Annotated in this window: 14 protein-coding genes; 5 read left to right on the forward strand and 9 right to left on the reverse strand. The window is 72.8% G+C overall.

What is annotated here, in order from left to right:
* Nucleotides 1-146: 146 nt before the first annotated feature.
* Nucleotides 147-2,219 (forward strand): ATP-binding protein, encoded by a 2,073-nt coding sequence (locus SL103_RS21145; RefSeq protein WP_104531160.1) that lies wholly within the window; start codon nt 147-149, stop codon nt 2,217-2,219.
* A 180-nt stretch (nt 2,220-2,399) separates the two neighbouring features.
* Entirely contained in the window at nt 2,400-2,609 is a 210-nt protein-coding gene (locus SL103_RS21150) for a hypothetical protein (RefSeq protein ID WP_033269299.1), read from the forward strand.
* Nucleotides 2,610-2,674: 65 nt separating this feature from the next.
* On the opposite strand, the gene SL103_RS21155 is transcribed toward SL103_RS21150, so the two are convergent.
* Both SL103_RS21155 and SL103_RS21160 read right to left on the reverse strand, forming a co-directional pair.
* Nucleotides 2,675-3,325: a DedA family protein gene (locus SL103_RS21155; protein ID WP_069570544.1), complete on the reverse strand. Its 651-nt coding sequence runs from the start codon at nt 3,323-3,325 to the stop codon at nt 2,675-2,677.
* 262 nt (nt 3,326-3,587) lie between these two features.
* On the reverse strand, nt 3,588-4,043 hold the full coding sequence (locus SL103_RS21160; RefSeq protein WP_069570545.1) for a DUF4442 domain-containing protein: 456 nt from the start codon (nt 4,041-4,043) through the stop codon (nt 3,588-3,590).
* 94 nt (nt 4,044-4,137) lie between these two features.
* On the opposite strand from SL103_RS21160, the gene SL103_RS21165 reads away from it, so the two are divergent.
* Nucleotides 4,138-5,463, forward strand: coding sequence for an MFS transporter (locus SL103_RS21165; protein WP_069570546.1), 1,326 nt, complete (start codon nt 4,138-4,140; stop codon nt 5,461-5,463).
* A gap of 31 nt (nt 5,464-5,494) precedes the next feature.
* Here the strand turns inward: SL103_RS21165 and SL103_RS21170 are convergent, their stop codons facing one another.
* From SL103_RS21170 to tuf, 3 genes are all read right to left on the reverse strand, one after another.
* Nucleotides 5,495-6,349: a spermidine synthase gene (locus tag SL103_RS21170; RefSeq protein WP_069570547.1), complete on the reverse strand. Its 855-nt coding sequence runs from the start codon at nt 6,347-6,349 to the stop codon at nt 5,495-5,497.
* Between the two features lie 143 nt (nt 6,350-6,492).
* Nucleotides 6,493-7,347 (reverse strand): patatin-like phospholipase family protein, encoded by an 855-nt coding sequence (locus SL103_RS21175; RefSeq protein WP_069570548.1) that lies wholly within the window; start codon nt 7,345-7,347, stop codon nt 6,493-6,495.
* 252 nt (nt 7,348-7,599) lie between these two features.
* On the reverse strand, nt 7,600-8,772 hold the full coding sequence (gene tuf / locus SL103_RS21180) for an elongation factor Tu (protein ID WP_069570549.1): 1,173 nt from the start codon (nt 8,770-8,772) through the stop codon (nt 7,600-7,602).
* Between the two features lie 349 nt (nt 8,773-9,121).
* On the opposite strand from tuf, the gene SL103_RS21185 reads away from it, so the two are divergent.
* Both SL103_RS21185 and SL103_RS21190 read left to right on the forward strand, forming a co-directional pair.
* The gene (locus SL103_RS21185) at nt 9,122-9,820 is read left to right on the forward strand and encodes a TVP38/TMEM64 family protein (RefSeq protein ID WP_069573968.1); all 699 of its coding nucleotides are present in this window, start codon (nt 9,122-9,124) and stop codon (nt 9,818-9,820) included.
* Between the two features lie 251 nt (nt 9,821-10,071).
* Nucleotides 10,072-10,944, forward strand: a complete 873-nt coding sequence (locus tag SL103_RS21190) for an undecaprenyl-diphosphate phosphatase (RefSeq protein ID WP_069570550.1) — start codon at nt 10,072-10,074, stop codon at nt 10,942-10,944.
* A gap of 37 nt (nt 10,945-10,981) precedes the next feature.
* Here the strand turns inward: SL103_RS21190 and SL103_RS21195 are convergent, their stop codons facing one another.
* The 4 genes from SL103_RS21195 to SL103_RS21210 all read right to left on the reverse strand — a co-directional run bounded on the left by SL103_RS21195 (nt 10,982) and on the right by SL103_RS21210 (nt 13,629).
* Nucleotides 10,982-11,851 carry a hypothetical protein gene (locus SL103_RS21195; RefSeq protein WP_244303994.1) on the reverse strand — a complete coding sequence of 290 codons (870 nt, stop codon included), beginning with the start codon at nt 11,849-11,851 and terminating at the stop codon, nt 10,982-10,984.
* Nucleotides 11,852-12,180: 329 nt separating this feature from the next.
* Nucleotides 12,181-13,065 (reverse strand): SCO6745 family protein, encoded by an 885-nt coding sequence (locus SL103_RS21200; protein ID WP_069570552.1) that lies wholly within the window; start codon nt 13,063-13,065, stop codon nt 12,181-12,183.
* A gap of 94 nt (nt 13,066-13,159) precedes the next feature.
* Nucleotides 13,160-13,390: a hypothetical protein gene (locus SL103_RS21205; protein WP_033269307.1), complete on the reverse strand. Its 231-nt coding sequence runs from the start codon at nt 13,388-13,390 to the stop codon at nt 13,160-13,162.
* Nucleotides 13,391-13,392: 2 nt separating this feature from the next.
* A complete protein-coding gene (locus SL103_RS21210; protein ID WP_069570553.1) occupies nt 13,393-13,629 on the reverse strand; it encodes a DUF6400 family protein in 237 nt (78 codons plus the stop codon).
* Between the last annotated feature and the right edge of the window lie 32 nt (nt 13,630-13,661).

Below are 13,661 nucleotides of genomic sequence, written 5' to 3' on the forward strand. Positions count from 1 at the left end.
ACCGGAGAGAGGTCCTCGCGCGTCAAACCCGCCGCCCGGGTTTCCCCCGTTCGATGCCGCCGCTCCCCGTTTACCGGACGGTCGGTTCTGGCATGGTTGATTCCCAGTTCGGAAGGGCGGCGCTGTGCCGTGGTTGGGGATGACGGATGACCGCGTGGGCCGAGCACGGGCCACTGCCCGGCGTTGTGGGGCGGGCAGTTGAGCACGAGCAGATGTCCGGGCTGCTCGGCAGCGCTCCGCTGGTGACGCTCACGGGAGGGCCGGGGGTGGGCAAGAGCGTCCTCGCCCGCGCCGTCCTCGACGAGCACACCGCACGGCGCGGCGGCACGGTCGTCCGGGTCGCCTGCTGGGACGGCCTGACCGAGGGCGGTCTGCTGGACGCGCTCCTCCGGGCCGCGGGGCTGCCCGACGCCGCCCACCGGGACACCGCCCGGGCACTCGCCCACCGTACGGCGCACCCCTGCGTCAGCAAGCCGGCGCGCGGCCGGGCGGCGGGGCCGGCCGACGACCGGCGCCCCGACTCCGCCACCACCGCTCCCCCGACGGGCGGAGCGGCCCTCGCCGCGCTCGGGACGTACTGCCGTCAGCAGCGGGCGACGGTGCTGCTGGACGACTGCGACCCGGTGCTCGACGAATGCGCCCTGCTGGTGCGGAGATTGCTGCGGGCCGCGCCGGGGCTGCGGATCGTGGCGACCGCGCGGCACGCACTGGGCCTCGCCGAGGAACGGGTGGTACGGATCGCGCCGCTGCCGGTGACGCTGGGCGAGGGCATCGCCGGACCGGCCGTCGAGCTGCTGGCCACCCGCACCGGGCCGGCCGCGCCGGAACTGCTGGTCACCGTGTGCCAGGCGCTGGAGGGCTCGCCGCTGGCGATCGCGCTGGCCGCGCACCAGTTGGAGCGGATGTCGCTGCCACAGCTCGCGGCTCAGGTGGGCGCGGACGGGGCGCTGTTCTACTCGGGGCCGGCGGCGACCGTCCGGCACACCTCGCTGTACGCCGCGCACGCCGCGGGCTACGCGCTCTGCTCCCCCACCGACCGGCGGGTGTGGGCGAGACTCTCGGTGCTCCCCGGCGATTTCGATCCCTGGCTCGCGGGGTGCGTCTGCACCAGCAGTGACGTTCCTGCAGGTGCGGTCGAGGGTGCGTTGGAGCGGCTGCGCAGGGCCTCGGTCGTCGAATGCGTACGGGACGCGGGCGGTGTGCACGAGGACACCGGTGCCGCGCTGCCGCCCCGCTACCGACTCCCCCGCGCGGCCCGCGACTTCGGGCGGACCCAGCTGCGCGAGGCCGGCGAGGAGGCCGCCGCGCTGCGCCGCTTCCGGCAGGCATGCGCGGCGCTCGCCGCCGAGGCCCAGATCGCCTGGCAGGGCCCGAACCAGCAGGTCGCCATGCGGCTCGTGGAGGACGAACAGCACAACCTCGATGCCGCGCTGACCCGTCCGCCGCAGGACGCGGAGGACGCCCTGAGCGCGCTGGAGATCGCGGTCTCGCTGTGGTTCCACTGGGCGGCCTGCGGCTTCCGCCACGAGGGCCGGGCGCATCTGGACCGGCTGCTGCTGCTCTCCCGGGAGGACACCGCCCTACGGGCACGGGCCCTGTGGCTGGCCGGCTATCTGGCGGCACAGGAACAGGCGCTCACCACCGCGGAGGAACTGCTCCGCCAGGCGTGGACGGCGGCCGTCATGCACGCGGACTCCGACGGGCTGGCCCGTATCGCGCATGTACACGGCGTGCTGGCGCTGTACCGCTCGGACCCCGCGACGGCCGTCCGCTGTCTGGAGGAGGCCACCCGGCACCGCTCCCGGGACCCCTGGTTCGGCCCGGGCCCGGCACACAGCGGGGCGCTGCTCGCCATCGCGCTGGCCCCGCTCGACGCCGAGCGGGCCCGCGGGGCCGCCCGCAGCGCCTGGGAGGAACGGCACTCCGACGGCGACTTCTGGCTCTACTCGACGATCCTGTACGCGGACGCGCTGACCGAACGCGCCCACGGCGAGCCGGCCGCGGCGCTGCGCGCCTGCCGCAAGGCGCTGGTGGCCAAGAAGCTCGTCGGTGACCCGCTGTTCATCGCGGGTGCCCGCAACATGCTCGCCGGCCTGCGCCGCGCGGTACGCGACGGCCGCCCGGTGCCGGGGTGCGACGGCGACAGCCCGTGGTGGCAGCGCCGGGGCCCCGGCGTCCGGCCGCAGTCGTTCTTCTCACGGCTGCGCGCGGGCCCCTGAGACGGGTACGCGGGGGGGGGCGGGGACGTGGGCGTCCCGCCCTCCGGCCGGTCGTCGGCCGGCTCCGGCCCGGACCTCGTCGGAACCCGGCCGGCCGTCGACCGACCCGGTGGACACGCTGCGTGACGCATCGACCGCGTTCGGGATGCGGGAGGACCGGGCGGACCGCATGCTGGGGGCATGAAGCGTGCCCCCGTGATCGTGCATCCGCCGTCCACCGGCGGCCGCCGTGTGACGCTCCACGGACAGGACCTGGGCCGGGCGCTGCGCCCCGGTGACGTCGCCGCCATCCTGCGCCGGGCCGGTTTCTGCACCACCACGTTCGTCTGGGACGACACCGGCGTCTTCGAATGGCGCGACGGCGGCCCCGACGTCTGGCTGATGCCCTGAACGGAGGCCGCCGGAGGCGACGACGTTGCCCGGCGGTCAGCGACGGCCGGCCGTCGGCCTGGGCCTCAGTCGACCGCGGCGGTGACCGGGGCCTCCTGGGCCTCCCGCGCTTCGGCCGCCTTCTTCGCCCGGCGCTTCATGAGGAGGAACGAGCCGACGCCGAAGAGCACGGCGGCGGCCAGCCCCCACGTCGAGAAGCGCTTGAGCCAGGGCTCGGCGACCATGCCCACGGTGTAGATCAGCGCGGTCGTACCGCCCGCCCAGACGATGCCGCCGAGGACGTTGGCGATCAGGAACTTCCAGTACGGCATCTTCAGCACGCCGGCGAGCGGCCCCGCGAAGATCCGCAGCAGCGCGATGAAACGGCCGAAGAAGACCGCCCACATACCCCACTTGTCGAACTTCGCCTCGGCCATGGCGACATGGTCGGGGCCGAAGTGCTTGGGGAACTTCCGTCCTGCCCACTGCAGCAGCGGCTGTCCGCCCTTGCGTCCGATCAGATAGCCGATGGAGTCACCGATGATCGCGCCGGCGGACGCGCAGGCACCCAGCACGTACGGATTGATGTGGTCCTGGGTCGCGGCGAGGATCGCGGCGCTGACCAGGACGATTTCCCCCGGCAGCGGAATGCCCAGGCTCTCCAGCCCGATGACCACCCCCACCAGGAGATAGACGCTCACGGCCGGTACGGTCTCGAGCCACTCCTGGATGTGCAACGCCGATTCCTCCGCGATCTAGGGCCCCCGTGGGCCGCTGCCCGGCGGTCGCTGGATCCGCGACGCCGGTGCCGGTCGTTCCCCCTGCCGCGCCGCAGCGCGCCCCAGAAGCGTACGCGATGGCACAGTCGGGAGGCCGAATCCGCGTGCGGTACGCAACATCCGGCGACAGCGTGAGATCCGGCTCACGGACCCGGGCCGGTCCGGCTCGCGGACAGGCCGGCCCGGCTCACTTATCGGGGCGGCGTGCTCCCGGCCCGGCTCACTTGTTGGGGCGCAGCGTCCACACGATGCTCATCTCGCCGGTGACCGCGCCGTCCTCGCGGGTTATGGAGACGTTGACGGGGAACTCCGGGCGCTCGCCGGCGTCGAGCTCGGCGATCACCTCGTCCACCGGCCGGCCGAGTTCCGCGGTGGCGGTGACCGGCCCCATGGCGAGCTTCTTGTAGGCGATCTCGGAGCGCACGGCCAGCGGCACCGCGCGGCCGAGCTGGTTGCCGAAGGCCGTCATCACGATCGCGCCGCTCGCGGACTCGGCGAGGGTGAACATCGCGCCGGCGTGCGGTCCGCCGACGTGGTTGTGGAAGTCGGGCTGGTCGGGCATGCGGACCACGGCGCGCTCCGCGGTGGTCTCGGTGAACTCGAGGTTCAGCGTGCGGACCATCGGCACGGAGGCCGCCATCATTTCGCCGATCGACGGCAGGGTCTCGGAGGACATGAGATCATGTTACCTAGCGGTAGCTTAGCTGTGAAGGGGCCCGCCGCGACATTCCGGACCTCCCCTCCGTCGCCCGCCCTTATCGTGGACGCCCATGTGGCGAGGACAGCAGAACAGCGGGAACGGACGGCCCCGGGAACCCTTGAGCCGCCCGAGCTGGGCGGGGCGCAACTACCTGCTGCTGACCGGCGCCACCGTGATCGCCAACCTCGGCAGCTCCGGCGCGCTCATCGCCACCGCGTTCGCGGTCCTCGCGTCCGGCGGCTCCGCCACCGACGTCGGCCTGGTCGCCGCCGCCCGCACGGTCCCGCTCGTCCTCTTCCTGCTGATCGGCGGCGCGGTCGCCGACCGGCTCCCCCGGCACCACGTCATGGTCGCCGCGAACGCCCTCAGTTGCGTCTCCCAGGGGCTGTTCGCCCTGCTCGTCCTCGGCGGTGAGCCGCGGTTGTGGCAGATGGCGGTGCTGGCCGCGCTGGGTGGCACCGGGCAGGCGTTCTTCGCGCCCGCCTCCGAGGGCATGGTGCTCGCCAGCGTCTCCGGCGAGCACGCCGGCCGCGCCTTCGCCGTGTTCCGGATGGGCATGAACGGCGCGAACATCGGCGGCGCGGCCCTCGGCGGTGCGCTGGTCGCCGCGGTCGGTCCCGGCTGGGTCCTGGCCGTCGACGCTGCCTCCTTCGCCGTCGCGGGAGCGCTGCGCGCCTTCCTCGACGTCAGCGGGGCCCCGGTGCGCACGCGTGGCGGCGGCCTCCTGCACGATCTGCGCGACGGCTGGCAGGAGGTCGCCTCCCGGCCCTGGCTGTGGGCGATCGTGCTGCAGTTCTCCCTCGTCAACGCGGTGATATCGGCGGCCGAGGCGGTCTACGGACCGCTGGTCGCCGAGGAACACCTGGGCGGCCCGGGGCCCTGGGGGCTGGCGCTGGCCGCCTTCGGGGCGGGGACCGCGGGCGGCGCCCTGCTGATGACCCGCCTCAAACCGCGCCGCCTCCTGCTGACCGGCACGCTGTGCGTCTTCCCGCTCGCCCTCCCCTCCGCGGCACTCGCCGTACCCCTCCCGGCAGCCGGACTCACCCCCCTGATGTTCGGCACCGGCATCGCCGTCGAGGTCTTCGCGGTCACCTGGATGATGGCGCTGCACCAGGAGATACCCGAGGAGAAGTTCTCCCGGGTCTCCTCCTACGACTGGCTCGGTTCCCTGGCCATGGTCCCGGTGGCCACCGCCCTGGCCGGCCCCCTACAGGACCTCATCGGCCGGACGACCGCCCTCTGGTGCTGCGCAGCCGTGGTCGTCCTCCTCACCGCAGCGGTCCTCTGCGTCCCCGAAGTCCGCCACCTGACCCGCCGCGCCCCCGCCCCCACCGTCACCTCGTCGGTGCCGGCTTCCCCGCGCGACAAGGCAGAGGACCCGGACCACTCTCTGTAAGGCATGCAGCACTCACCGGCCCGGGAGCGGCTCAGCCCACGCTGAACGCGCCTTCCGGCGGCACCGGCGAGGGGACGGCTTCGTCGTCGTGCACGGGCACCGCGTCCCCGATCAACCGGCGCAGCGCCGCACCGTGTTCGACCCGGGCGGGGAACGCGTCGGCGGCCGTCCGGCGCGCCAGCGCGGCGACCGGGAGTTCGGCGTGCGACGCGAGCAGCACCGCGTTGCCGAAACGGCGACCGCGCAGCACCGAGGGCTCGGCGATCAGCGCGAGGTGCGCGAAGACCGTGGCGAAGTTGGCGAGTTGGGAGCGCAGGAAGCCGAAGGGGGCGCTGTCGGCGAGGTTCGCCGCGTAGCAACCGTCGGTACGCAGCACCCGGGCGGCGGCGCGCGCGTACTCGACCGAGGTGAGCTGGGCCGGCACCCGGGAGCCACCGAAGACGTCGGCCACGATGACATCGGCGCCGGCCGTCGGTGCCGCCTCCAGCGCGGTACGGGCGTCCTCGGCGTGCACGGTGATGCCGCAGCCGTCGGGGAGCGGCAGTTGCTCCGCGACGAGGGCGAGCAGGCCGCGGTCGGCCTCGACGACATCCTGCCGGGAGTGCGGGCGGGTGGCGGCCAGGTAGCGCGGCAGGGTCAGCGCGCCGCCTCCCAGGTGCAGCACGTCGAGCGGCCGGCCCTCGGGCGCCGCCTGGTCCAGGACGTGGGCGAGCCGGCGTACGTACTCGAATTCCAGGTGCGTGGGGGCGTCGAGATCGACGTAGGACTGGGGCGCGCCGTCGACCGTGAGCAGCCAGGCGCGGGGGCGGTCGACGTCCGGGAGCAGTTTGGCGGTGCCGCAGTCCACGGTCCGGGTGACAGGTATCGGCTCGGCAGCTGTGTCCACCGTCCCATCGTCCCATTGAGCCGGGGTGGCCAGGTGGGCCGGTGTGGCGGTGCGGGCCGGTGCGGCTGCGTGGCCACGTGTGGCGATCCGGGGGGCTGTGGTCATGTGGGCCCGGGAGGTGCGGGTGCCGGGCCCGGTGGTGGTCAGGCCGTGGCGGACCAGAGGGGGTGGATTTCCGGCACGTGGGTGGCGGCCTGGCGGCGGCCGGCGCGGGCGGCGTCGGCCCGTTTGGCGGGGTCCAGGACGTTGCGGCCGAAGGCGGATCTGGCGGCGCGGTCGGGGGTGATCACGCAGACCCGGGTGCCTCGGCGTGCCAGCCGTGCGGCCTGAGACCGCGGGCCGTCGATGGGTCCGCCGCTGACCGGCATCGGCGCGATGACGACCACGCGGGCGTATCCGGCGGCCAGGTCCGCGTTGGCGCTGGAGTGCACCCCGCCGTCGATCCACCGGGTGCCGTCGATGGTGACCGGCGGATAGATGCCGGGGACCGCGCAGCTCGCGCCGACCGCGTCGATCAGCCGCACGCCGCTGGTGCCGTCGAACGCCGTCCGCTGTCCCGTCGCCGCGTCCACCGCGGTGATCATCAGCCGGCGGGCGGGCCAGTCGGTCAGGCCGCCGAGTGTGCGCGCGATCGCCTCGCGCTGCTGCTCCTCGGGGGCCGTACGGGCGGCCAGTGCCAGCTTGCCCATCCGCGCCCCGAACGCGACCGCGTCCCGCGAGCGCACGGCGATGGCCGCGAACCTGGCCAGCGCGGCCGGCCCCATACGGGCGGCCGGTCCGTCGGCGGCCGGGGCCGTCAGCTGGTGCTCGTACAGCTCCTCCAGGGAGCGCCGACGGGAGGCGAGGTGTGCGCCGACGATCGAACCGGCGGAGGTGCCGATGACGACATCGGCGTCGGCGAGGTCGATGCCCGCGTCGGCCAGGCCGGCGAGCACGCCGACCTCCCAGCCGATTCCGGTGAGCCCGCCGCCTCCCAGGACCAGTGCCGTACCCGCCATCGGACGTCCTTCCGTGTGCTGTCCGGCCCCGTCCCCGGTTCTGCCCCGGGCTCGGGCGAGCAGTGTCGCACTCCGTGCGCCGGCCGGAAAGCATGCGTTCCACCTGCCGGACAGTCGCCGGCCGACCGGCGGGCCGGCCCTGCGCCGGTGGGGGTCGTCGGACGGCCGTGCCCCGTACCTTCCCGGTACGGGGCACGGCCGTGCGTCAGGCGGGCGCCCCTCGTCGCTCGCGGGACGCCCCTCGGCCGTGGATCACTCCTCGACCGTGCGGACCGTGCCGGCGCCGACGGTCCGGCCGCCCTCGCGGACGGCGAAGCCCAGGCCCGGCTCCAGCGGAACCTCCCGGCCCAGTTCGACGGACGCCGTCACCGTCTGGCCGGGGCGGGCGACGCCGCGGTCGCCGAGGTCGAGGTCGCCGACCACGTCCGCGGTGCGGATGTAGAACTGCGGGCGATAGCCGGTGGAGATCGGGGTACGGCGGCCGCCCTCCTCGGTGGACAGCACGTACACCTCGGCGGTGAAGCGGCGTCGCGGCGTGACGCTGCCGGGCGCGGCGATGACGTGCCCGCGGCGTACCTGGTCGCGGTGGAGGCCACGCAGCAGCAGCGCCACGTTGTCGCCGGCCTCGGCGGACTCCATGGGCTTGCCGAAGGTCTCCAGTCCGGTGACCGTGGTCTCGGTGTCCGCGCCGAGGACCGCCACCCGGTCACCGACGCGTACCGTGCCGCGTTCGACGGCGCCGGTGACGACGGTGCCACGCCCGGTGATGGTCAGGACGTTCTCCACCGGGAGCAGGAACGGCGCGTCGACGTACCGCTCGGGCATCGGGACGTAGGTGTCCACGGCGTCCAGCAGCGCGCCGATCGCGTCGGTCCAGCGCGGGTCGCCCTCCAGGGCGCGCAGCCCGGAGACGCGGACGACGGGCACGTGCTCGCCGTCGTAGTCGTGCGCGCTCAGCAGTTCGCGGACCTCCAGCTCGACCAGGTCGGTGAGTTCCGGGTCGCCCGCGTCCGCCTTGTTGAGCGCGACGACGATGTGCCGTACGCCGACCTGCTTGGCGAGCAGCACGTGTTCCGCGGTCTGCGGCATGATCCCGTCGAGCGCGGAGACCACGAGGATGGCACCGTCGAGCTGGGCCGCGCCGGTGACCATGTTCTTGACGAAGTCGGCGTGGCCGGGCATGTCGACGTGGGCGTAGTGCCGGGTGTCGGTCTCGTACTCGACGTGCGAGATGTTGATGGTGATGCCGCGGGCGGCCTCCTCGGGCGCGCGGTCGATCCGGTCGAACGGGACGAAGGTGCCGCTGCCGCGGTCGCTGAGGACCTTGGTGATGGCGGCGGTGAGGGTGGTCTTGCCGTGGTCGACGTGGCCCATGGTGCCGATGTTCAGGTGCGGCTTGGTGCGCACGTATGCCGTCTTGGGCATGGTGTTCTTCCTCGCAACGATGCGGTGAGAACGGCGTCTTGACGCCGTGGGGACCCCTGGGCCGGGCCGACCCTCCCCCTGCGGGGTCCGCCGGTCGATCCGGAGAGGGTCAGCTTCGTGCGCCGTCGGTGGCTGCGGCGAGGGCCGCGAGGAAGTCGGCGGCAGCCTTCGGCTCGTCCGCGGCTGCGGACGGGAGCGAGGGGAAGGCGTACCGGAACATGCGTCATATGGTGCCGGGCCGCCCTGGCGGCGTCGAACGATTTATCAAGCCGCGGCCGGCGGTGCGGACGCCTGCCGCGGGGCGCGCGGGATGCCGGGCGGTGCGCGCTTCGTCGGTTACGCTCCCGGGATGCTCGACCCCGCCGCACCGCCCGACGGCCTCGCCGTGCGCTGTACGCGTGTGCTGTTCTCGCCCTGGGCCCGCTTGGGCCTGCTGCTGGTGCTGCTGGTGTGTGCCGGGGGCGCGATGCTGCTGTGGCATCCGCAGAACCTGCTGTCCGGGGGCTGGCCGGCGTGGCTGTCGGGGCCGACGGCGCCGGTGGTCTTCGCACTGGCGTATGCCGTGTGCACCACTGCTTTCGTCCCGCGCCCGGTGCTCAATCTGGGTGCCGGGGCGCTCTTCGGTACCGCGGCGGGGCTGGGTGCGGCGCTGGCCGGCACGGTGCTGGGTGCCGCGTTGGCGTTCGGCCTGGGCCGGCTGCTCGGGCAGCAGGCGCTGCGGCCGTTGCTGCGGGGGCGTTGGCTGGCGGCCGCCGACCGGCAGTTGAGCGAGCACGGGTTCCGGTCGATGCTGGCGATCCGTCTCTTCCCCGGGCTGCCGTTCTGCGCGACGAACTACTGTGCCGCGGTGTCCCGTATGGGCTGGCCGGCCTATCTCCTGGCGACGGCACTGGGCAGCATTCCCAATACCGCGGCGTACGTCGTCGCGGGGGCCCGGGCAGCCACGCCGACGTCACCGGCGTTCGTGCTGTCCATGGCATTCATCGCGCTGAGCGGTGCGGGGGCGTTGATCGTGGTGTGGCGCAAACGGAAGGCGCTGCGGGGGTAACTGACCGTACGTCGGAGCGGGTCGTACGGGTACCGGGGCGCGGTGGCGCCACGGGGTGGGTGTTTTGCGTCCAGACCCCCTTGGCCGACCGGACATCTGGGGACGTTACGCTGCCCCGGTCGGCTGTGCCCCGGTTCCACCGCCGACATCCCCTTTCTCCCGCCCTTCCCTCCTTCCGCATTCCCTTTCCCCCCGCCCTGTTTCTTCCGGCCGCGCAGGTAAGCGCTCGACCCCATGGACAGCTGCGTTTCATGAATTGGTTTGAATCCTTCGTACTCGGGCTCGTCCAGGGACTGACCGAGTTCCTGCCGATCTCTTCCAGTGCGCATCTGCGCCTGACCGCGGCGTTCGCCGGCTGGCAGGATCCCGGGGCGGCGTTCACCGCCATTACGCAGATCGGCACCGAAGCGGCGGTCATCATCTACTTCCGCAAGGACATCGGGCGGATCATCTCCATGTGGGCCCGTTCCCTCTTCAACCGGGCGCTGCGGCACGATCACGACGCGCAGATGGGCTGGCTGGTGATCGTCGGCTCGATTCCGATCGGCGTGCTGGGTATCACGCTCAAGGACGCCATCGAGGGCCCGTTCCGCGATCTGCGGCTGATCGCGACGACGCTGATCGTGATGGGTGTGGTGCTGGGCATCGCGGACCGTATGGCGGCGCGCGACGAGAAGGGCGGCCGGCACCGTGCCGCCAAGCAGCGCAAGACGCTCACCGATCTCGGTGTGAAGGACGGTCTGCTGTACGGCGGGTGCCAGGCGATGGCACTGATCCCCGGTGTCTCCCGCTCGGGTGCCACGATCAGCGGTGGCCTTTTCATGGGATACACCCGTGAATCCGCGGCCCGTTATTCCTTTCTGCTCGCCATTCCCGCCGTGCTGGCCTCCGGTGCCTACGAGCTCAAGGACGCCGGCCAGGGGCACGTCGCCTGGGGCCCGACGGTCTTCGCGACGGTGGTCGCCTTCGTCGTCGGTTACGCGGTGATCGCATGGTTCATGAAGTTCATCTCCAACAAGTCGTTCATGCCGTTCGTCATCTACCGGATTCTGCTGGGCACAGCCCTGTTCGCGCTGGTCACGGCCGGCGTGCTGACGCCGCACGCCGGCGAAACGGCGGGCTAGCCGGGACGGTCGGCATGCGTTCCGTCGCGCTCCAGGGTCAGGAACTCAGGTGGTATTGCGTCCAGGGCTGTTGAGAGGGCGCGGCGTCCTCGGGTGAGGGCGCGAGGGTGCCCCAGGGCGCGAGTGCGTTGTCCCATTCGGAGGTCAGGGCGGACACATCGGGGACGGATTCCGCCGACGGCATGGAGCCGGTGTGCCAGGCGGACGCCATGTGGTGGGCCGAGGGCGCGGCGTTCCAGGCGGCCGTCTGCTGGGCGGGAATGTGGTATTCGGCTTCGTGTACATCGCCAGGGCCGCGCCGGTGGCGTCCGGCATGGGTTTCCACCGGGCCCGGATAGAACCGCCCCTGGGCGGACAGTTGTTGGGCACGGGTAACGAGACGTGTGAGATCGAGGCCGAATTCGCTGGCGAGTTCCCGCAGATCCACCCCGGTCTGCCAGCTGCCGATGAGTACGGCGTCCATCGCTGGGGACCAGGTCTGTTCGGCTGCCGTCGTTCCGCCGCCGACGCCCTCACGGGGCGGGGCGGTGGTGCGGGGCTGGGCGGCGGTGTTCTGGTGCGGATATTCGACAGCGGGGTCGGGCGCCGGTGGCGGCTCTTCGGGCTCCCGCTCCCGGGGCTGTGCGGAAGGCCCGGCGGCGGCCAGCAATTCCTCGGCGACGGCGCGGGCGTCGTCCTTGCCCACGGTGCGCCGGGCGATCCGTACTTCGCGCTCGTTCAATCCGAACAGTCCGGCCACCGCGCCGGTGCTGCCCACGGTCACCGCGAATGCCGCCAAGACCCGTGACCGGTCGGCCTGTGCCTCGTCGAGTCTGGCCTGTGCCTCGCGGACACGCTCGTCACCCAAACAAAACGCTTCCGCCAGAACGGCGTTGCGGTCCCACAACTCTCTAGGATCCATACTCATTCAACGGCTCTTGCGCAAAGGTGTCCCGATCTGGCATGGCAAAGCACCCCAAAGCACCCATCGAACCACCAGATGAAAATCACCTTGTGCGGCCGGGTGCGGGCCGCGGCCCTGCCCGTCGGGGAGCGGTATCCGCTGGTCAGGCCGGTCGCGCGGATAATCGGCGCGGATTGTCGGTGGCGTGGGTCGTTGCCTCGATCAGTCACATATTCACAGTTGTGGGTGGGCAGGGGGCATGCCCGTCGTTCGCATATCTCTGTTTCCCCGCGACTCTGCCCCGAATCGCCGTGTCGCCTATTTCTTGGTCCCGTTACGCCGGTCGGGCGGCTCTAGGCGGGCCCGCGGCCGTCGTGGGGCAGGGGCTCGTCGAGGTGCGGTAGGCCGATCGGGTTGGGGAACGGCAGCAGGCTGGTGGCCATGATGCGCCGGACGACGGGCTCCAGTCCGTGCAGCAGCGCCTCGGTGTCCGCCTCGGGGAGCGCGTGCAGCATCCGGGCGGCCAGCCGGTCGGTGGCCTGCTCGATGCGCTCGCGTTCCCGCAGGCCGTGCCCGGTCGCCTCGCCCCGGGCGTCGACGAGGTCCCGGGAGCGCAGTCGGTCGGTCGCGGCCGCCCACTCCTCCTCGGTCCAGCCGCGGTCCTCGCGGATGGTGTCACGGGGCACCCGGCCGGAGGCGGCGGCCAGCACCAGCGCTTCGCAGCCGTCGAGTTCCTCGTCGGCCAGTACGGACAGATGCGCGTCGCCCCGGAACTCCCGCAGGGCGGTGACCAGTTGCCACAGGCGCTCGACCGGGTCGGCGTGGTCGCACAGGGCGCGGTTGGCGGCGAAGAGGGGCCGTGCGGTGGGCGGTGCGGCGTCGACGATCGCCTGGAGCGGGGGGAGCAGGTCGGTTGCGGTGCGGTCCAGCTCGGGGTCGACCCGGCGCAGGGCGCGGGCGGCGCGGCTGCCGCGCTCGTCGAGGACGTGCGCGGGGCCGGCGATGCTCCAGGCGGCGGGCAGCGCGCGGGCCACCATCCGCGGGGCGAAGACTCCGAGTACGGCCGTGGCCGCCGCGGGCTCCACGGCGCCCAACGGAGCGGTGCGGGAGGCGAAATACCCCATCCAGAAGCCCTTGAGGCCGAGGGCTTTGCCCAGGCCGCGGCATTCCTCGTCGAAGTAGCAGACCGCGTGCAGCGGCTCGGTCACCAGCCAGAGTGATCGTGCGTGCAGCTCCATGGACCGCAGGCTACCGCCGCCGGACACCCGCCGCACCGCGCGGTGGTGCGCCGGAGCGCGGCCGCCGCCCGCCGTGCGGGGCGCCCCCGGCAGGTCAGTCGGCGGTGCGGCCGCCCGCTCCGAAGCCGGACTGCCAGGCCCACAGGTGGGTGCAGTTGGGGCACTGCAGATGCAGCACGCTGCCCTTGTTGGACAGCAGGTAGCGCCAGTGGTCGTGGCAGGTGCGGCCGTCGAGGCAGGTTCCACAGCCCTCGTGGTCCCGGCAGCCGGGGCACGGGACCCAGGCGCGGCGACCGATGTCGGCGGTGGGGTCGAGCGGCAGCATGCTCAACCCTGTCCGGAGGGCGGGAGCACGCCGGCGGCGACCAGCCGGTCGTAGGTGGCCTGCTGGTCCGCGTCCAGATCCGAGTAGAGGAGCCGGTGCGCCTCGGTCTCGGCGTTCATCACCGCGACGGGGTCCCAGGCGTCGCCCAGCGCCGCGAGCACTTCGGTCCGCCGCCGGGCTTCGTGCTCGGTGAGGTCGAACGCGAATATGTGGTGGTCCGAGGTGTTGCGGTCGTTCATGGTGCGCGTCCCATACCACTTGGGGATGATTC

Source organism: Streptomyces lydicus, assembly GCF_001729485.1.
Lineage (GTDB): Bacteria > Actinomycetota > Actinomycetes > Streptomycetales > Streptomycetaceae > Streptomyces > Streptomyces lydicus_D.

Excerpts from the sequence above, each read along its gene's own strand:
- SL103_RS21175 (WP_069570548.1), bottom strand. The coding sequence starts at position 7,347 with ATGGCGGGTACGGCACTGGTCCTGGGAGGCGGCGGGCTCACCGGAATC.
- SL103_RS21160 (WP_069570545.1), bottom strand. The coding sequence starts at position 4,043 with ATGTCCTCCGAGACCCTGCCGTCGATCGGCGAAATGATGGCGGCCTCC.
- SL103_RS21145 (WP_104531160.1), top strand. The coding sequence starts at position 147 with ATGACCGCGTGGGCCGAGCACGGGCCACTGCCCGGCGTTGTGGGGCGG.
- SL103_RS21150 (WP_033269299.1), top strand. The coding sequence starts at position 2,400 with ATGAAGCGTGCCCCCGTGATCGTGCATCCGCCGTCCACCGGCGGCCGC.
- SL103_RS21200 (WP_069570552.1), bottom strand. The coding sequence starts at position 13,065 with ATGGAGCTGCACGCACGATCACTCTGGCTGGTGACCGAGCCGCTGCAC.
- tuf (WP_069570549.1), bottom strand. The coding sequence starts at position 8,772 with ATGCCCAAGACGGCATACGTGCGCACCAAGCCGCACCTGAACATCGGC.
- SL103_RS21205 (WP_033269307.1), bottom strand. The coding sequence starts at position 13,390 with ATGCTGCCGCTCGACCCCACCGCCGACATCGGTCGCCGCGCCTGGGTC.
- SL103_RS21195 (WP_244303994.1), bottom strand. The coding sequence starts at position 11,851 with ATGAGTATGGATCCTAGAGAGTTGTGGGACCGCAACGCCGTTCTGGCG.
- SL103_RS21165 (WP_069570546.1), top strand. The coding sequence starts at position 4,138 with ATGTGGCGAGGACAGCAGAACAGCGGGAACGGACGGCCCCGGGAACCC.
- SL103_RS21185 (WP_069573968.1), top strand. The coding sequence starts at position 9,122 with ATGCTCGACCCCGCCGCACCGCCCGACGGCCTCGCCGTGCGCTGTACG.
- SL103_RS21210 (WP_069570553.1), bottom strand. The coding sequence starts at position 13,629 with ATGAACGACCGCAACACCTCGGACCACCACATATTCGCGTTCGACCTC.
- SL103_RS21190 (WP_069570550.1), top strand. The coding sequence starts at position 10,072 with ATGAATTGGTTTGAATCCTTCGTACTCGGGCTCGTCCAGGGACTGACC.